Source organism: Bacillus taeanensis, assembly GCF_003318295.1.
Classification (GTDB): Bacteria; Bacillota; Bacilli; order Bacillales; family UBA6769; genus Maribacillus; species Maribacillus taeanensis.
The window spans coordinates 223,092-240,721 of the sequence record NZ_QOCW01000002.1 but is presented as its reverse complement, the minus strand read 5'-3'; the positions used below and the strand labels follow the sequence as shown (position 1 = coordinate 240,721).

General features: G+C 35.3%; 21 protein-coding genes. 5 read left to right on the top strand and 16 right to left on the bottom strand.

Translation table 11 applies throughout. The features are described 5' to 3' along the window. Window positions 1-58: 58 nt before the first annotated feature. Both DS031_RS03605 and acnA read right to left on the bottom strand, forming a co-directional pair. Complete coding sequence (locus tag DS031_RS03605) at window positions 59-607, bottom strand: thermonuclease family protein (protein WP_342767223.1); 549 nt, start codon at window positions 605-607, stop codon at window positions 59-61. A 319-nt stretch (window positions 608-926) separates the two neighbouring features. Continuing rightward, window positions 927-3,638: an aconitate hydratase AcnA gene (acnA, locus tag DS031_RS03600; RefSeq protein ID WP_113804567.1), complete on the bottom strand. Its 2,712-nt coding sequence runs from the start codon at window positions 3,636-3,638 to the stop codon at window positions 927-929. 211 nt (window positions 3,639-3,849) lie between these two features. Between acnA and sspO the strand changes: the two genes are divergently transcribed. Further along, the gene (gene sspO, locus DS031_RS03595) at window positions 3,850-3,993 is read left to right on the top strand and encodes a small acid-soluble spore protein O (protein WP_113804566.1); all 144 of its coding nucleotides are present in this window, start codon (window positions 3,850-3,852) and stop codon (window positions 3,991-3,993) included. 32 nt (window positions 3,994-4,025) lie between these two features. On the opposite strand, the gene DS031_RS03590 is transcribed toward sspO, so the two are convergent. Next, window positions 4,026-4,283, bottom strand: a complete 258-nt coding sequence (locus DS031_RS03590; protein ID WP_113804565.1) for a hypothetical protein — start codon at window positions 4,281-4,283, stop codon at window positions 4,026-4,028. A gap of 123 nt (window positions 4,284-4,406) precedes the next feature. Here DS031_RS03590 and DS031_RS03585 point away from each other — a divergent pair, with 123 nt between their 5' ends. The 3 genes from DS031_RS03585 to DS031_RS03575 all read left to right on the top strand — a co-directional run bounded on the left by DS031_RS03585 (window position 4,407) and on the right by DS031_RS03575 (window position 5,361). After that, the gene (locus DS031_RS03585; RefSeq protein WP_113804564.1) at window positions 4,407-4,547 is read left to right on the top strand and encodes a small acid-soluble spore protein P; all 141 of its coding nucleotides are present in this window, start codon (window positions 4,407-4,409) and stop codon (window positions 4,545-4,547) included. A 43-nt stretch (window positions 4,548-4,590) separates the two neighbouring features. Next, window positions 4,591-4,749, top strand: a complete 159-nt coding sequence (locus tag DS031_RS24390; protein ID WP_113804563.1) for a YfhD family protein — start codon at window positions 4,591-4,593, stop codon at window positions 4,747-4,749. Between the two features lie 186 nt (window positions 4,750-4,935). Beyond that, window positions 4,936-5,361, top strand: a complete 426-nt coding sequence (locus tag DS031_RS03575) for a DUF2621 family protein (RefSeq protein ID WP_113804562.1) — start codon at window positions 4,936-4,938, stop codon at window positions 5,359-5,361. Between the two features lie 21 nt (window positions 5,362-5,382). Here the strand turns inward: DS031_RS03575 and DS031_RS03570 are convergent, their stop codons facing one another. The 7 genes from DS031_RS03570 to DS031_RS03540 form a co-directional block, all read right to left on the bottom strand. Beyond that, on the bottom strand, window positions 5,383-5,868 hold the full coding sequence (locus DS031_RS03570; protein ID WP_113804561.1) for a CcdC family protein: 486 nt from the start codon (window positions 5,866-5,868) through the stop codon (window positions 5,383-5,385). A gap of 131 nt (window positions 5,869-5,999) precedes the next feature. Further along, entirely contained in the window at window positions 6,000-6,437 is a 438-nt protein-coding gene (locus DS031_RS03565; RefSeq protein WP_281269092.1) for a Na(+)/H(+) antiporter subunit B, read from the bottom strand. A gap of 35 nt (window positions 6,438-6,472) precedes the next feature. Beyond that, entirely contained in the window at window positions 6,473-7,183 is a 711-nt protein-coding gene (locus DS031_RS03560; protein WP_113804560.1) for a cytochrome c biogenesis CcdA family protein, read from the bottom strand. A 108-nt stretch (window positions 7,184-7,291) separates the two neighbouring features. After that, window positions 7,292-8,122 carry a M15 family metallopeptidase gene (locus tag DS031_RS03555; protein WP_113804559.1) on the bottom strand — a complete coding sequence of 277 codons (831 nt, stop codon included), beginning with the start codon at window positions 8,120-8,122 and terminating at the stop codon, window positions 7,292-7,294. Window positions 8,123-8,277: 155 nt separating this feature from the next. After that, entirely contained in the window at window positions 8,278-8,493 is a 216-nt protein-coding gene (locus tag DS031_RS03550) for a YneF family protein (RefSeq protein ID WP_113804558.1), read from the bottom strand. A gap of 109 nt (window positions 8,494-8,602) precedes the next feature. Beyond that, window positions 8,603-9,046, bottom strand: a complete 444-nt coding sequence (sirA, locus tag DS031_RS03545; RefSeq protein WP_181832994.1) for a sporulation inhibitor of replication protein SirA — start codon at window positions 9,044-9,046, stop codon at window positions 8,603-8,605. A 197-nt stretch (window positions 9,047-9,243) separates the two neighbouring features. Next, window positions 9,244-10,449 carry a putative glycoside hydrolase gene (locus tag DS031_RS03540; RefSeq protein WP_113804556.1) on the bottom strand — a complete coding sequence of 402 codons (1,206 nt, stop codon included), beginning with the start codon at window positions 10,447-10,449 and terminating at the stop codon, window positions 9,244-9,246. A gap of 286 nt (window positions 10,450-10,735) precedes the next feature. Here DS031_RS03540 and DS031_RS03535 point away from each other — a divergent pair, with 286 nt between their 5' ends. Beyond that, window positions 10,736-11,269 (top strand): HD domain-containing protein, encoded by a 534-nt coding sequence (locus tag DS031_RS03535; protein ID WP_113804555.1) that lies wholly within the window; start codon window positions 10,736-10,738, stop codon window positions 11,267-11,269. A gap of 160 nt (window positions 11,270-11,429) precedes the next feature. Here the strand turns inward: DS031_RS03535 and DS031_RS03530 are convergent, their stop codons facing one another. The 6 genes from DS031_RS03530 to DS031_RS03505 form a co-directional block, all read right to left on the bottom strand. Next, on the bottom strand, window positions 11,430-12,365 hold the full coding sequence (locus DS031_RS03530; RefSeq protein WP_113804554.1) for an ABC transporter ATP-binding protein: 936 nt from the start codon (window positions 12,363-12,365) through the stop codon (window positions 11,430-11,432). Further along, window positions 12,362-13,462, bottom strand: coding sequence for an ABC transporter ATP-binding protein (locus DS031_RS03525; protein ID WP_425451920.1), 1,101 nt, complete (start codon window positions 13,460-13,462; stop codon window positions 12,362-12,364). Before DS031_RS03525 ends, DS031_RS03530 begins: the two co-directional genes overlap by 4 nt. Beyond that, the gene (locus DS031_RS03520; protein WP_113804552.1) at window positions 13,434-14,381 is read right to left on the bottom strand and encodes an ABC transporter permease; all 948 of its coding nucleotides are present in this window, start codon (window positions 14,379-14,381) and stop codon (window positions 13,434-13,436) included. Before DS031_RS03520 ends, DS031_RS03525 begins: the two co-directional genes overlap by 29 nt. A gap of 2 nt (window positions 14,382-14,383) precedes the next feature. Beyond that, on the bottom strand, window positions 14,384-15,316 hold the full coding sequence (locus tag DS031_RS03515) for an ABC transporter permease (RefSeq protein ID WP_113804551.1): 933 nt from the start codon (window positions 15,314-15,316) through the stop codon (window positions 14,384-14,386). A gap of 95 nt (window positions 15,317-15,411) precedes the next feature. Then, window positions 15,412-17,046: a peptide ABC transporter substrate-binding protein gene (locus DS031_RS03510; RefSeq protein ID WP_113804550.1), complete on the bottom strand. Its 1,635-nt coding sequence runs from the start codon at window positions 17,044-17,046 to the stop codon at window positions 15,412-15,414. Between the two features lie 114 nt (window positions 17,047-17,160). Next, window positions 17,161-17,616 (bottom strand): Lrp/AsnC family transcriptional regulator, encoded by a 456-nt coding sequence (locus tag DS031_RS03505; RefSeq protein ID WP_113804549.1) that lies wholly within the window; start codon window positions 17,614-17,616, stop codon window positions 17,161-17,163. Window positions 17,617-17,630 lie beyond the last annotated feature (14 nt).

Sequence of the window (17,630 nt, the reverse complement as noted above, 5' to 3'; positions counted from 1 at the left end):
CACTTTCATTTCTTTTTTAAAATAATAAAAACCATGAGTAAATTACTCATGGTTTTTATTATTGAAGCGCTTTTCGAAAGCCTGCTTTTTTCGCCTCAGCTTCCGTACAAAATATTCTTTCTGCTTTTGTTTGTTTATAATAGCGTCCTGATGAGAGATGATAGATTTTCTCACCACTTGAATTAATGTTCCCTTTGATATCACAACCGCTATTTTGTTTTTCTATTGTTTCCGCTGATGTATCAACGGCAGCATCGTAATTGGAACCTTCATCTGTTGCATAATTTTCCATACTCCAAATGCCCTTTTCCTCTTGCTGTGCTTGCTGTTGTATTTTGTAAAAGTTATCTACATATTTAGTATTAGGTTCAAACACATAAGCAACTCGTGCTAACCCTTCTTCTAATAAGCGTTCATTAATCATTTCTCCGTCCATTGTATACACATATGCGAGAAGTCTTCCATACTTATCACGTTCACTAATATCCATTTCAAGTGTAACATTTTGATCTTCAAGTTTACTTTTTACAAACTGACTTGCTTCTGGTCCAAAAGGCTGAACCGGCTTGTTAGGATGAACAGTTTCAGGAGTATCAATTAAAAGCATTCTGATCGTCTCTTCTTTTCCGTTTAACTGTACTTTTATTGTATCTCCATCCACCACTTTTGTAACAGGAATACCTTCATTATGTGTGTCAGAACAAGCCGTTAATAGAACAAGCCCTACTATTAGGAATAAAAACCATCTTATATTTTTCCACCTTTATTTTAGAAGATATATTTATCATATCATTTTTTTTACACAATTATAAAATTAATATAGTACGTGAAATTTTCAATGTATATCTTCATTTTCTCTTCATTATAAAATAAAACTGCTGAGAAAGCCTCAGCAGTTTTATGAAACATTTTGTAGGAAAGCATCCTTATTTAGAAAGCTTATCACGAAGTACCATTTGTAAAATGCCGCCATGACGATAATAGTCGATTTCAACTTCACTATCAAAACGAGCAATTACATTAAATTCTGTTGTGTTTCCTTCTTCATCAGCTGCTGTTACTTTTAATTCTTGACGAGGTTTTACATTTTCATCAATTTCAACTGAGAAGTGCTCTTTTCCAGTTAATCCAAGGCTTTCAATTGTATCGCCTTCTTTAAACTGCAGTGGTAACACACCCATTAATACTAAGTTACTGCGGTGGATACGCTCATAACTTTCAGCAATAACTGTCTTAATGCCTAAAAGGTTTGTTCCTTTTGCAGCCCAGTCACGAGAACTTCCCATACCATAATCTTTACCGGCAATTACAACAAGTCCTGTACCATTTTCTTTGTACTTCATTGCTGCATCATAAATAGACATTACTTCTTCTGTTGGCCAATAAGTAGTCCAGCCACCTTCTGTACCAGGAGCAATTTGGTTACGAATACGAATATTTGCAAACGTACCTCTAGTCATTACACGGTCATTTCCGCGTCGTGAACCATAAGAGTTAAAGTCACGAGGACTTACACCCTTTTCTTGTAAATACTTACCTGCAGGGCTGTCTTTTGCGATTGCACCTGCTGGTGAAATATGATCAGTTGTTACCGTATCACCAAACTTACCAATTACTCTTAAGCTGTTCAGCGGCTTAATTTCATTAAGCTCTGCTGATAAATTTTCAAAGAAAGGAGGATTTTGAATATAAGTTGAATCCTCTTCCCATTTATATAACGCTTCATCTGTTGTATCAATTTCATTCCAACGTGGGTTGCTTTTAAATACATCCTCATATTCTTTTCTAAATAATTCAGGAGTAACAGTTTTTGCAACAACTTCGTTAATCTCTTCTGTTGACGGCCAAATGTCATCAAAGAAAACATCATTACCATCTTTATCTTTTCCAAGCGAATCATTGTTTAGATCAACATCTACTGTTCCAGCTAATGCATAAGCTACAACTAGTGGAGGTGAAGCAAGATAATTCGCTTTTACTAGCGGGTGAATACGACCTTCAAAGTTACGGTTACCAGAAAGAACAGACGTAACAGTTAAGTCATTTTTATAAATGGCTTCCTCAACTTCATCTGCTAATGGACCTGAGTTACCAATACATGTTGTACAGCCGTAACCTACATTCTGGAATCCTAATTGATCTAAATAGCTTTCTAATCCTGAGTCACGTAAGTAACCTGTTACAACCTTTGATCCTGGCGCTAAAGATGTTTTTACATATTCAGGAACTTGAAGACCTTTTTCTACTGCTTTCTTGGCAACAAGACCTGCACCAAGCATTACATATGGATTAGAAGTGTTCGTACAGCTTGTAATAGCAGCAATTGCAATTGCGCCTGTTTTCATAGCCGCTTCGCTTCCATCAGCAAACTTTACAGTAACCTCTTTTTTGAACTCATCTTGTGATAAACCAAGACCTTGTGTGCCTTGAGGTGCAGTAACTGCTTTATGGAACTCGCTTTGCATCTTAGAAAGTGGAATTAAATCTTGCGGACGCTTAGGACCGGACAGATTTGCTTCAATTTTAGAAAGATCCACTTCAACAACACTTGTATATGTTGGATCTTCAGATTGTCCAGGAACATACCAAAGTCCGTTTGCTTTACAATATTCTTCTACAAGCTTTACTTGCTCTTCTGAACGCCCAGTTAAACGCATGTAATTTAGCGCCTCTTCATCAACTGGGAAGAAACCACATGTTGCACCATATTCAGGAGCCATATTTGAGATTGTAGCACGATCAGCTAAAGGCATTTCAGTAAGCCCTGGTCCGAAATACTCAACAAACTTACCTACTACCTTTTTCTCACGTAAAACTTGAGTTACTTTTAAAGCAACATCTGTTGCAGTTGTACCTTTTGGCAGTGAACCTGTAAACTTCACTCCAATTACCTCTGGTACTGGGAAGTATGAAGGTTGGCCAAGCATCCCTGCTTCTGCTTCAATACCACCAACACCCCATCCTAAAACACCAATACCATTAATCATTGTCGTATGAGAGTCAGTACCTACAAGAGAATCAGGGAATGCTAAAGTTTCACCATTCACTTCTTGAGATTGTACAACGTTAGCTAAATATTCTAAGTTAACCTGGTGGACAATACCAGTTGCAGGCGGCACAGCACGATAGTTATCAAAAGCTTTTTGCGCCCAGTTTAGGAATTTATAACGCTCCTCGTTGCGTTGAAACTCAAGTCTCATATTATATTCAAGTGAATCACTAGTACCAGCTTTATCAACCTGTACGGAGTGATCGATAACTAAATCCACAGGAATTTCTGGATTAATTGCTTGAGGATCTCCCCCCATGTCAGCCATTGCTTTACGTAATGATGCAAGATCTACAACAGCCGGAACTCCTGTAAAGTCCTGTAAAATAACACGAGAAGGTTTAAACGGTACATCAATATCTTTTAATTGATCTGTACCCCAGTTCGCTAAGTTTTCTACATGTTCTTTATTGATTACTCTTCCATCATATTGACGTAAAACAGATTCTAATAAAACCTTAATCGAATAAGGAAGTTTGGAAACATTTCCAAATCCAGCTTTTTCGAGAGCTGCTAAATCGTAGTAATAATATGTTTTGCCATTTGAGTCAAATGTCTTTTTTGCTTGATAAACGTCATTTGTTGACATATGTAATTCCCCTCCTCGATTTTATGATATACTAAAAAGTAAAAGTTGTCGAAATAATCCATTTGTTTTACTTTTTATTCACAATTATTATAATATACCATTGATTAACATAAGTAAATTACAAGTATGTTATCAATATTAATAAGAAATACTTATGGAATGTATAGAGTTAAAAGTTCTATCCACACTATGTGTGTGGAGGTGAATAGAAATGGCAAAACGATCTACAAAAAACAGTGCTCCTGAAATGAACCCTGCATTTGGTCAAAGCAAAGGTCATCAAACAGAATTTGCTAATGAACCATTATCTGCCGAACAGCGTCAATTTAACAAGAAAACAAAAAAGCGACAGTAACCACAAAAATCCCGCACAGCGGGATTTTTGTTTTACTCCCTATCCAATTGATTCACAATATTTGATAAATCTTGTTGAAAACGTTCGAGCTGTTCTCTTTGATGTTCTGAAGCCACTTCAAGGGCATTTTCAATTTGCATATACGCTTCATTTACTTCTTGTTTTAAATGTTTTAATTGCTTTCCATAGTCACTTGAATCAATTACTAAATCATAACTCGCTTCTTTTGCTTCATTATATCCCTGCTGCGCCGCTTGAAACGCTTGTTGTTTGTCTTTATGATAAGGCATATTTTCACTCCTTTAATACATTCTTGAATTATTTTTAACATAATAACGACTGCTTATACCTTCACAGCTAAGAATAAAAAAAAAGTAACTCGTTCACTCTAATCAAGAAAGGAGGCGAATCAATTGGGAGAACGCAACGATTTTAAGGATATTCGCAGAAATTCGCCAGAAGGAAATGATTCAGGTCAGCCTAAACCATTAAGCGGATCAAAAAAAGTGAAAAACCGTAACCATACACGTCAAAAGAATGGTGAAGGATTTTAAAACTAACCTTTCATTTCATTAGAACTTTTAAGGAGGAAGAGCAGTGACTAAACGCAAAGAAATAACACAAACGGCTAATAAAGAAGAACCGCTTGTTAGCGTTTATGATGAAGAATATTCAGAAGAGCTCGCTGACGCTGATGATAAAGAGGCGCAAAAGCGAGCTCAGGATGCCCATCGTCAAGCGATAAATCATAAATAAAGACCGTCCAATCCTGCACATCCTTAAAAATAAAAAGGGTGTGCGGGATTTTATTATAAAATGAAATATTGTTGATTTCACACTAAAAGAAATTTATAATATACTCTAGTGATTAGAAAAGTTCTACATACTGCACAGCAAAAAGTTTTTAAATAAGTGAAGATATTATAATGGGGTGAACGTTTTATGTCTCCTTGGTTTATGGGGTTTATTGTAATTTGGATGTTTTTTTTAATTACCATTTTTCTTATCGGCGGCTATTTTATGTTTCGCAAATTCTTAAAAAGACTGCCAAAAGATGATGGAAAATCAATTATTGATTGGGAAGAATATTACGTAGAAAAAACATATCACCTTTGGTCTGAGGAACAAAAAAAGTTATTAAATGAATTAGTGGAGCCTGTACCAAGTTTGTTTCGTGATGTCGCAAAACAAAAAATTGCTGCAAAAATTGGTGAACTCGCTTTAAAAGAGTCAGCAAAAGCAATGCGAGAAGATTTAATTATACGAGGATATATTATTGCAACTCCAAAACGTGATCATAAGTTTCTTATGAAAAAACTAAATGAAAAAGAAATAAGCATTCAACCATATAAACAGTTATTGCAATAAAAGTCTCGTTTAGAGTAAAGTCTAAACGAGACTTTTATTGCTTTCACTCATATGAAGCATTTGTTCAAATTTCCGGTATGTAATAAACATAGCAATTCGCCACGGTAAAATCATACCAAAAGCAAGAATAAAAAATACACCGCTTGTTTCTTCAAATGAAATGGTTTGACCTAAATAAACTTTAAGTCCAATCCTTACAAGTAATAATAAAAGTAATATGGCTATAAAAGCTTTGGAACGTTTTAAATAAATTGCTTTATTTTTTATTTCAAATTTAGACGTTTTAATAAGCAAAAGGGAAAAAAGAGCCCCCACTATAAACGCTTCACCAGCTTCACTCACAGAAATGCGTGCAGGCGGGTATAGAAACATCATAAATCCTGTACTCATAAAGAAAGGTGGCAATAAAATTTTCTTTGCTGAAACAGGCTTTTTACTTGCCTTTACACGAATGATCACAACGATAAGCGCCATAAACACCGCAATAACAGTACTTGCTATAAACACCTTCTCATCCCTTTCCGATTCCATTTAGAAGGAATGTTATACACTTTTTTTATTGTACTTTCATTTTTCACAAAATACAACTAGATAACAAAAATAATAAAAAAGCGAGCACTTTATAAGGCTCGCTTTTTTTACCCAGCATCTTCAGCAATCGTTAAAATAATAGTCATCGTAACACCAATTACAGTTAAATAAACACCTAAATCAAACAGCATAGCTGTTGCTAATTCAATTTCTCCTATAACTGGTACATGATGAAAATGAGCAAATGTATGACTTAAAAACGGAACATTAAAGAAAAAAGATCCAATTCCAGTCAATACTGCTATTAACAATCCAAATCCAATAAACATTCGAAAATTCACTTTTATAATTCGCTTCATCGTTTTAAATCCGTATGAAACATAGAGAAGAAGTAGAGCAGCTGAAGTCATAAGGCCACCAATAAAACCACCGCCTGGCGCATTATGCCCTGCTAAAAATAAATATACTGAAAAGGCTAAAATAACAAATACGATCATTGTAGTCGTTGTTTTTAAAATTAAATCATTTGTTCTTACCGCTTTCACTAGTACAGCCCCCTTTTCATTTTTTATTATATCATTTAAAAACCTTGAAAACCACCGAAAACACGGTCAACAAGAAATGAAGTAATTCTTGTCATCCAATTAAAGTATAGAAAAACACCCATTACAATCATTAAGTATCCGCCAAGCAATACAATTTTTTGATTGTTACGCTTAATCCAATCAAATTTGCCAATAAAAAAAGACAGAAGGAAAAATGGTACAGCAAATCCTAAGCTGTATACAAGCATATACAGCATACCTTTTTCTGGGTTTGTCACCCCTAAGGCAATAACAGCTGCTAAAATAGGTCCTGTGCAGGGCGTCCATCCTGCTGCAAATCCCATTCCAATTAAAATAGATCCAAAGTAGCCGCTTGGCCGACTGCGAAAAATAATTTTTTTGTCACTCATTAAAAACTTGGGCTTTAATATACCCACGACAACTAAACCAAATACAATAATAAGCAGTGCGCCAATCTGTCTTAAAAATTCTTTATATTGAATAAATAGTCCACCAATAAGTGAGGTAGACATACCGAGCACAACAAAAATAATCGAAAAACCAATTAAAAAGAATGTAGTATGTAAAAGAGCACGACGCTGCAAAATTCCGTTTTCCTCCTTTAGTTCTGTAACCGAAACCCCTGTAATATATGATAAGAATGCTGGATATAAGGGCAGGACACATGGAGAAATAAACGAAAGAAAGCCTGCACCGAACGCTAATAAAAAATTAATGTCAGTCATATGAGGTACAGCCCCTTATTTATTAATAATGTTTCAATTGTAACCTTCTTTAGAATAACAGGCTAACCTTTTTAATGTCAGCCTATCGTTTGACAATATTTTTACTTTTTATTGTAAATACTCTTCTAACGTCATATTTTGCTTATAAATATGAGAGGCTGCTTCTATTCCTACATAACGTAAATGCCATGGTTCATATTGATAACCAGTGATCTGCTCTTTCCCTTTTTGATATCTAACAATATACCCAAACTTATGAGCATTTTCAGCTACCCATCTTCCCTCTTTTGTTTCTCCAAACGCCTCTACTAATTGATATTCGGCAGAAGAGCTCGTTATGTCCATGGATAAGCCTGTTTGATGTTCACTTTCTCCTGGATATGCGCTTACTTTATTCGCTTCTTCTTCACTGCCATATCGTTTGGCGTTATAAGCGAAAATGGCTTGTTGTGTTTCATAGGAACGATAACCAGATTGTGCTAATATATGAATGTTTTCTTTTTCTGCTTGATTAAACAATGATTCTAATGCTGCAGCAGCTTCTTTTCGCATCAGCTTTTTTGGTACATCTTCTTCAAAGGTAAACGGTACATTTGGCTCAGCTAAATCATCCGGAATATAGTCAGAAGGTAAACGTCTTTCTTTATTTGCAACTACTAAAATATCATTCGGATTTGTCACTACATCTTTTCCATTCTCTCCTTTCGTAATTGTTTCAGCAAGAGTTGGTAATTTCTTTTTTTCTTCGTTATTGTTTTTAGCAGCTTGATCCGAGTCTTTCTTGTTTTCATCATTATTTTCTTGTAAATGGTCGGCCGTTTCTTCTGATGGGTTTTTTACAGTTTGTTCGTGATCTTCTACTTGATTAACTGTTGGAGTACATGCAGTAAGAGCTGCTAAAGCGATTACTCCTATACTCATTTTTTTAAATAATTTCATAGCATTCATCCTGTCTGTTTAATTGATTTTATACAATAATCATCTTATCATTTTTCCCTTAAATTACGGGAGGTGCTAAAAGTAATAATTTAGTAAGAAATAACTAAGGAAAAAACGTATAAAAAAGCACTCAACAACCATGAGTGCTTTTTGTTTTATTTATTAACTTGATTATTCATCGCTTTCATCATTTGGTTAATTTTCTTCTGTGATGGCTTTTGTCCCATCTGCATCATCATCACTCGAAGCATATTTTCATTAATTGGTGGATTTTTCTTTAAATAATCCATCATGTATTTGCGGGCAATAAAAAAACCAAGCGCTGCACCTGCTAAAAGCGCTATCACGCCCACAAGAATATAAGTCCACATATATTACTTCCTCCTTCACTATATCTACAGTGTATTTTACTACACACGCTACTGATTATACAAGATTAATTAGTGAATTGGAATTGTTTTATATGAATAAAACGCTAATTCAACCAAATTTTACACCATTTTTTTTTGTTTTTATAGGACTGAGCCAACCAAAATGGTGATTTTGAAAATTCATCGCAAAAAAACAGCTTTCAACCTGACGAAGAATCTCAAAGAACATTGTTTCCGCCTCTAAGGATCCATTGGCAAGCAGCACAATATGATCGTAATAAATCCTCAGTTCTGCTCTGCTGTCAGGACAAAAAATAATGTGGTTATCTTTCATCTCATAACCGTTCAATCCGCCAAGTTTCTCTTGTAAACGACTATGAATAGTTAATACAGGAATCAATCTCGTTATATATGAAATTTGTTTTTTTATAATAGTTTGTTGAGGAGAAACATCGGCTTGTCCTTTTAAGAAAAGCTTATACAATAAGACTTCTTGACCAAAACAAGACTTTGCCGCTTCATCTTCTATAAGATATATTGTATAACGTTTCACATTAATTCCTCCCCTTCACCTTGTTGTATATAAGTATAAAAGATATAGACAGCAAGCAGTGTCTATCAGTGGAAAAATGAGACACTAGTTTTGTCGAAAAAATTGAAACATAAAAGACACCTTTGTCTTATAAGAGACTCAACAAAGGTGTCTTTTCTTTAATTTCTACAGGCTTCTCTTAACAAGATGCTGCTCAGCTAGTTACTAAGAGGCGTGTAATCTACGTTTTCTGTATAACTATTGCCTGCATTCCAAAGAAGAAATTCATTGATATTTTGTTCGTTTAAAGCGCGAATTTGATCTTCAACCTCTTTTTTTCCATAAACGCGGTAGTTGCCGCTTCCTAAATAGCTAGCTGTAAAATCTTGAATCCACGGTCTAGAAGTAGGACGATTTTCTAATTTAGATAATATTTGATTTTCTACCTTTGCATATTCTGACACTAATCGATACGGTTCTAAATCTGGTTTTGCAATTCCAAAATAAGAAGTCCAGTGACTAGGATAAATCATCGAAGAAATCACATCTACATGAGAGGAGATTTTACTAAAGTTTTGCCCAATTCCTGGTGCTTCAGGAAGTGTTGCTGAGTATCCAAATATATCAACTGAAACATCAACATCATATGGTTTTAACTGTTCTTTTGCATATGCTACAAAATCTGTAACAGCTTTAACACGCTTTTGGACATTGTCCTCTTCTAATGATGCATACTCTCCTTCATTATATGTTAATGTTTGATCACGTTTTTCAAAACCTTCAGGAAATCGAACATAATCAAATTGAATTTCTTTAAATCCAAGTTTTGCTGCAGAAATGGCAATTTGAACATTATGCTCCCATACTTCTTTCATAAAAGGATTTACAAATGCTTCTTCACGCCGGTTTTTCCATAAGGAGCCGTTTTCTTTAAAAGAAAGTTCAGGCTTTTTCTGTGCAAGGACAGAATCTTTAAAGACCACTACTCGAGCAATTGGGTAAATTTTCTGTTTTTCAAGTTCTTCGAGCACAGCCCTTGGATCTTTTATAAAGGGCTGACCAAATTCATGAAGCGGATCCTCTTCATTTGGTACATATGTAAGGTTGCCATAGTCATCTTTAATATCAATAACCATCGCATTTAATTCACTATTATTAATGAGGTTTATTAGTTGAGTAAACCTACTTCCACCTGCTGAATGACCAGTTACATAAATACCTCTTACAGCGTCGGGGTATTGAAACGTTAAACCGGTATCATATTTAAATCGCGGCATCAACTCAGGAAGTTCTTTTACTTGTAAAGTTAACTGTTTCTTTGAAAGAAGACCTACTTGTTTGCTTTCTTGAGCAATAACAGTACTAAATCCACCTAAAAAAACCAGTATTACAATCATATTCAAACTTATTAATTTTTTCCCCATATGCAGCACCTCAACCTTTTAATTTTCTCTATATTTTGCGTAAACAACGACACACAATACGTAACATTATAATGAGCTCTTTCCAAGATTTAAAGGTTTATTTCCAATTATTTTTTAAGCCTCTATTTACACAGTATGCTTATTTATACAGTTTCATTTCTTTTTTTGTTTGATAATATCACAACTATTATTGAAAGTTCATAATGAACATGTTATATTGTAAAACAATATATTAAAGTATACACTATATTTTCGAAAATTCAATCAATTAAAGGGGGCTTAAAAAATGCGTCATGTTACACTTACTGAGCTTTTTACACATCCTATTGCAGATAAATTTTTAAGTCGTTCCGGCAAAGCTCATGCTATTGCTGTTGCCTTTCATGCTTTTCATTTTGCAAAGAAAAACAATGTTTGTGTAGATCTTGCCACAAAAGCAGCCCTTCTTCATGATATAGGTCATTATACATGGTATCGAAATGGAAAATGGGACTTTGAACTATACAAAAAATATGACATTCATGCTATTAAAGGTGCCGAACGGGCCCATAAACTGTTAATTCGATGCGGCGAACATCCTGCGAGCGCTAAAGAGATTGCACTTGCTGTTTTGCTTCATACAGACTCCTATTTACCCGATGGAGAACTTCAATTAAGCTCTCTTCAAAAAGTAGTTGCACTTGCTGATAAAGCAGACGAAGAACCAAAGGGAAATCACCACTATCGTAAAATAAATCAAGAAAGAGCCCTACAAAGCATTAAACGACTTGATGAAATGGTTGAAGAAGAACTTGAAAATCAAATAAAAAAATCTGTTTAGTATCAAAGCGTGCACTGCTGTGCATTGCTTTGATTACATAAAATGCTCTGCAGTTATTTGTCTATTCCCTTCTCCTACTTACCTAAAACTACCTTTATCTTAACTAACCAAATAAAAATAATTATTAAAAAAGACCCCTTTTAGTAAGAGGCCTTTCTTATTAGCTATATTGATCTTTATATTTTGCATATTCTTCTTCTGTACATGCTACCCAATGCCCAGCTTTTACTTCACGTAATTCTCTATTTTCACTGTTGGCTTCATGATCTTTATGATCATAGACTTGGCGCTTGCGATTTCTTTCATAATCAGGATCAGGAAGCGGAATCGCTGATAATAGAGATTGGGTATAAGGGTGTATTGGATTCTTATATAACTCATTGCTTTCCGCTAATTCAACAATTTTACCTCGATACATTACCCCAATACGATCACTTATATATTTAACCATTGATAAATCATGGGCAATAAATAAATAGGTAAGGCCTTTTTCTTTTTGCAGCCGTTTCATAAGATTTACTACTTGCGCTTGAATGGAAACATCTAATGCGGAAATAGGTTCATCTGCAATAATAAATTCCGGCTCCACAGCAAGAGCACGGGCAATGCCAATACGCTGACGCTGTCCACCGCTGAATTCATGCGGATAACGGTTTGCATGTTCACGGTTTAAACCAACTGTTTCAAGTAATTCATACACTTTTTCCATACGCTCTTGTTTATTTTTTGCCAGCCCATGAATATCAATGCCTTCTGCAATAATATCCGCAACTGTCATTCTTGGATTTAATGACGCATACGGGTCTTGGAAAATCATTTGCATTTTACGATTAAACTTTTTTAACTCTTTTCGAGATTTTCTTCCATGAACATTTTCTCCATTAAACATCACTTTACCATTTGTCGCATCATAAAGGCGGATAATTGTTCGACCAGTCGTTGATTTACCACATCCTGATTCGCCAACTAATCCAAATGTTTCCCCTTTATAAATATTAAATGTAAGTCCGTCTACCGCCTTAATAACAGTCTCACCTTTTTTAAAGTGCTGCTTTAGGTTTTCAATTTCTAATAACTTCTCTCTCTTTTCTATCATCTTTTTTCACCCGCCTTTTTGGCCGCTTTCTCTTGAAATTTCTTCATTCGACTTTGAATTGCAAGGGGCGGTTCAATTTTTGGCGCATTTTCGTGAAGCAGCCATGTTTTCGCGTAATGTGTATCAGAAACTTTAAACATTGGCGGTTCTAATTCAAAATCAATTTTCATTGCAAATTCATTTCTTGGTGCAAAAGCATCTCCAATTGGAGGATTCACTAAATTCGGTGGCGAGCCTGGAATGGCATATAATTCATCACTTTTGCTGTCAAGACTTGGCATTGAACCAAGTAACCCCCACGTATATGGATGCTTTGGATTATAAAATATTTCATCAACAGTACCCATTTCAACAATTTGTCCTGCATACATCACCGCTACACGATCTGCTACATTTGCTACAACACCTAAGTCGTGGGTAATAAAAATAATCGATGTATCAATTTTTTTCTGTAAATCTTTTAACAGCTCAAGAATTTGTGCTTGTATTGTTACATCTAAAGCTGTTGTTGGTTCATCAGCGATAAGAAGCTTTGGTTTTGAAGCAAGAGCGATCGCAATAACAACACGCTGTCTCATTCCGCCGCTAAACTCATGCGGATATTGATTAACTCGACTTTCTGCCATCGGAATTCCTACCATATCAAGAAGGTTAATCGCTTCTTTTTTTGCTTCTTCTTTAGAAAGTTTTTGATGCTTAATAAGCCCCTCCATGATCTGATGTCCGACCTTCATTGTTGGGTTCAAGGATGTCATCGGATCTTGGAAAACCATTCCAATCTCTTTCCCACGAATTTTTTCCATTTGTTTATTTGTTTTCTTTACAAGATCTTCCCCTTGAAAGAGAATCGAACCATTCACAAATTCACCGGGAGGCATTGGAATGAGTCTCATTATGGATTGAGTTGTGACACTTTTTCCTGATCCTGATTCTCCAACGATTGCTAATGTTTCTCCTTTATTAACGTGGAAGTTAACACCGCGAACAGCCTTTACTTCTCCTGCAAACGTATGGAAAGAAACAGCTAAATCATTTACTTCTAATATTTTTTCCAATTTTCTCACTCTCCTATTTACGCAGTCTTGGATCAAGAGCATCGCGCAGTCCGTCACCAATTACGTTAAAGGCAAATATTGTTAAACAGATAAATGTGGCAGGAAAAAACAAGCGCCATGGATAATATTTTAATGCAGGCAATCCATCGCTTGCCATTGTTCCCCAACTAGCTAGCGGTGCCGGAACACCTAATCCTAAATAACTTAAAAATGCTTCGGTAAAAATCGCTGTTGGCACAGTTAGTGTCATCGTAATTAAAATTGGTCCCATTGTATTAGGAATTAAATGACGTGCCATAATACGGGTTGTGCTTGCTCCAAGCGTTTGCGCAGCGAGCACATATTCTTGTGATTTCAACTGTAACACTTGGCCGCGTACAATTCTTGCCATCCCAATCCATCCAGTAATAGACATCGCAATAATCATAGTCGTTAAACCCTGTTCAAGAACAACCATTAATAAAATAACTACTAACAAGTACGGTACTCCCCAAAGAATATCGGCAATTCGCATCATCACTTCATCAACTCGTTTGCCAAAGTAAGCGGCAATACCACCCCAAATAACGCCTAACGCTAAATCAATAACCGCGGCAGCTAATCCGATAAATAAGGAAATTCTTGCTCCCTGCCAAGTACGTGTAAACATATCACGTCCAAGTTCATCCGTTCCAAACCAATGTTCGCTAGAAGGTGCTTGATTCGCATTTGCTAAATCGTTTGTTCGATAATCATATGGTGTCATATAAGGACCAAAAATCGCCATAAATGCCAACATTGCTAACAATATTACGCCGATAATTGCTAATTTATTTTGCTTAAAACGCATCCATACATCTTTCCAAAATGAAAGGCTTGGACCGATTTTTTCCGCTTCATCACTATCTTTTTTAGCAGGTTCAAAATATTCTTTAGGTAAGCTTTGCTGACTAACAGCTTGCTTTTCTAAATGCTGTGACATCGTTATTCCCCCTTTCCTCCAGCTAATTTAATACGAGGATCAATTAATCCGTACAGAATATCAACAATAAGAATTGAAGCTAATAAAAGCACACTATAAAAAACTGTAACACCCATAATTGTTGTGTAGTCCCGATTTGAAATACTTGTTACAAAGTGCATGCCAAGACCAGGAATACCAAAGATTTTTTCAATAATAAAACTTCCTGTTAAAATTCCTGATGTTAATGGTCCCATATATGAAATAACCGGCATTAATGCATTTCGAATAGCATGCTTTACGATGATGACACTTTCTTTTAATCCTTTTGCTTTCGCTGTTTTAATATAATCTTGATTTAACACTTCAAGCATACTTGAGCGCATCAAACGAGCAATAAAAGCAAGCGGAGTAGATGCTAAGGCTAGTGCTGGTAATACAGAGTGCATAAACGTTTCAAAACGAGCTACCGGGAAGATCCCAAGTTTCATCGCAAACATATATTGAAAGGCAGAAGCCATAATAAAACTTGGCACTGAAATTCCGAGTACGGCAATAATCATTACTGAATAGTCTTGCCATTTGTTATGTCTTAACGCAGCAATAACTCCAAATAATACCCCAAAAGCTAGCGCAATAAAAATTGCCTCCATCCCTAAAATAAAGGAAACCGGAAAACCATCACTAATTAAATCATTCACTGATTGTCCTTTATATTTAAATGATGGACCAAAATCCCACTTTGCTACTGAAACTAAATAATCAAAGTATTGACCATACCATGGTTTATCCAAACCATAATATTCGTTTAAGCTTTTTTGAATTTCAGCTGGAATTTCTTTTTCTGATGTAAACGGACCACCAGGAGCCGCCTTCATTAGAAAGAACGTTGCTGTAATAATAAGAAATAGTGCTAATATCATAAACATTAGCCGTTTAACAATATAATTAAACAAAGATTCACACCTCCAAAATATTCTGAAAAAGGCGTAATCAGAAGTAAAGGTATATGGTTTATCCCATATACCTTTACCTCTAGAAGGCTTTTTTCTTATTCAAAGTATGCCCATTTAAACTGCACATCACCAAGTCCAGAAATAACAACGTCTTTTAAGTTGTCTTTATGAACATAAGTATTTGTGTAGAAGTAAATTGGTGCAATTGGCATTTCATCCATTAAAATCTCCTCTGCCTGTTTTAACATCTCGGCACGTTTTTGCTCATCTGTTTCAGTAGCAGATTGATTTAATAAGTTTTTAAATTCTTCATTTGTCCAGCGAGTATCGTTATTACCACCTTGTTCTTTATATAACTCTAAGAAATTAATTGGATCGTTAAAGTCACCTAACCAACCCATACGTCCGATTTGATAATCGCCATTGTGAAGCTTATCAATATAAACAGCCCATTCAGCATTATCAAGTTCCACTTCTACACCAAGATTTTTCTTCCACATATCTTGGATAGCTTGAGCAATTTTTGCATGAGCTTCATTTGTATTGTATGAGAGAATGATAGATGGCAAATCAGCTGCACTTGCATAACCTTCTTCTGCTAGTCCTTCTTCAAAAAGCTTTTTCGCCGTTTCTAAATCTCCATCTTTAAAATAACCTTTTTCATTTTCTTCAAACATTGTTGGTGGTACTGCTGCCATTGCAGGAACTTCTCCACCTTTTGTAATATTGTCTACAATGGACTGACGATCAATCGCGTAAGCAAATGCTTGACGAATTTTTTTGTTATTAAATGGTTTTTTCTCTGTGTTAAACTTATACCAATACGTACCTGCAATTGGTTCAATTTGAAGTTCACCAGAGTCTTTAAGCGCTGGAATTGCCTCTAATGGTAGTTGTCCTGTAGGTTTACCAGCCCAATCAAGTTCATCATTTTCATACATTGAGAGTTCAGTGTTAGGATCATTAATCATAATCAATTCAATTTTATCTAATTTTACAGCATCTTTATCCCAGTAATTCTCATTTTTTTCAAGAACAATTTTGTCATTGTGTTCCCAAGATGTCATAACAAATGGTCCATTTGATGTATAGTTTTCACTGGCATCTGTTGCCCATTCAGCATTTTCTTTAGCAATGCTGCTGTTTACCGGGAAATAAGTATAAAACGCTGTTAATTCTAAGAAATAAGGTGTCGGGTTTTCAAGTTCCACTTCTAAGGTTTTTTCGTCCACTACTTTTACACCAAGCTCGTCCATTGATGCATTTCCTTCTTTTACAGCTTGAGCATTCTTAATGTAGTAAAGTTGATAAGCATATTGTGCTTCAGAAGCTGGGTCTAATACCCATTTCCATGCATATTCAAAATCCTGTGAGGTTACAGGGTCACCATTTGACCATGTCGCATCTTCGCGAATTTTAAACGTATATGTTTTTAGATCTTCTGACACTTCATGACTTTCTGCCATCGCCATTTGCGGTTCCCCATTTTGATCAATACGAGTTAACCCCTCAAATGTTTGCAATAGGACACTTGATGACGTTGAATCATTAGCTAGACTTGGGTTAAGCGAGAAAGGTTCTGTGTTAATGTTAACGCTTAACTCTTGAGCGGGTGCATTACCACTTTCTCCGCCTTCTTCTGCTTGTTTATTATCTCCGCCGCATGCCGTTAATAATAAACTAAATACTACTAACAAGCTTACAATAAGTGAAAATTGTTTTTTCTTCAATCGTTTTTTCTCCCCTTTTATATTCTATTTAATAATTCCTCATACTGCACATCATGAAGCCTTTATATGAAAGCCTCACCTCCTAAAAAAGATACAAAGTAAACGATTAAAAACTTATTTTTTTTCAATAAATGAGAAAGAGTCCTTATATTGTTTTAATTCTAAGGAAACATCTGCTGAAACAATTCCATCAATTTTTGATAATTGGTTGTTTACAAAATCAACAAGATCTTCATTGCTTCTAAAATAAGCTTGAAGCATAAGATCATGTTTACCAGAAAATGCACCTACAAACCGCACTTCTGAAAATTGGTTCAACTGCTTTGCAACTTTCTCCTGCATCCCTAATTTTGTAGTTAATCCGATAATGGTTTGAACATTTAAACCAATTTTATTCGGATTGGTATGTATAACAAATTCAAATACCCCATCTTTTAACATTCGATTAATGCGAGAACGAATTGTTCCCTCACTTACATTAAGGTACTTCCCAACTTCAGTATAGGAACGCCTTCCATTTTCTTGAAGCATCGTTAATATGGACATATCGAGCGTGTCAAGCTTTTCCACTTATTCAGTTAACC

Bases quoted from the DNA above. Each gene is read 5' to 3' on its own strand.
- DS031_RS03605 (WP_342767223.1), bottom strand. From the start codon at position 607: ATGCTTTTAATTGATACTCCTGAAACTGTTCATCCTAACAAGCCGGTT.
- acnA (WP_113804567.1), bottom strand. From the start codon at position 3,638: ATGTCAACAAATGACGTTTATCAAGCAAAAAAGACATTTGACTCAAAT.
- sspO (WP_113804566.1), top strand. From the start codon at position 3,850: ATGGCAAAACGATCTACAAAAAACAGTGCTCCTGAAATGAACCCTGCA.
- DS031_RS03590 (WP_113804565.1), bottom strand. From the start codon at position 4,283: ATGCCTTATCATAAAGACAAACAACAAGCGTTTCAAGCGGCGCAGCAG.
- DS031_RS03575 (WP_113804562.1), top strand. From the start codon at position 4,936: ATGTCTCCTTGGTTTATGGGGTTTATTGTAATTTGGATGTTTTTTTTA.
- DS031_RS03560 (WP_113804560.1), bottom strand. From the start codon at position 7,183: ATGACTGACATTAATTTTTTATTAGCGTTCGGTGCAGGCTTTCTTTCG.
- DS031_RS03555 (WP_113804559.1), bottom strand. From the start codon at position 8,122: ATGAAATTATTTAAAAAAATGAGTATAGGAGTAATCGCTTTAGCAGCT.
- DS031_RS03550 (WP_113804558.1), bottom strand. From the start codon at position 8,493: ATGTGGACTTATATTCTTGTGGGCGTGATAGCGCTTTTAGCAGGTGCA.
- DS031_RS03540 (WP_113804556.1), bottom strand. From the start codon at position 10,449: ATGGGGAAAAAATTAATAAGTTTGAATATGATTGTAATACTGGTTTTT.
- DS031_RS03535 (WP_113804555.1), top strand. From the start codon at position 10,736: ATGCGTCATGTTACACTTACTGAGCTTTTTACACATCCTATTGCAGAT.
- DS031_RS03530 (WP_113804554.1), bottom strand. From the start codon at position 12,365: ATGATAGAAAAGAGAGAGAAGTTATTAGAAATTGAAAACCTAAAGCAG.
- DS031_RS03525 (WP_425451920.1), bottom strand. From the start codon at position 13,462: ATGCTCTTGATCCAAGACTGCGTAAATAGGAGAGTGAGAAAATTGGAA.
- DS031_RS03520 (WP_113804552.1), bottom strand. From the start codon at position 14,381: ATGTCACAGCATTTAGAAAAGCAAGCTGTTAGTCAGCAAAGCTTACCT.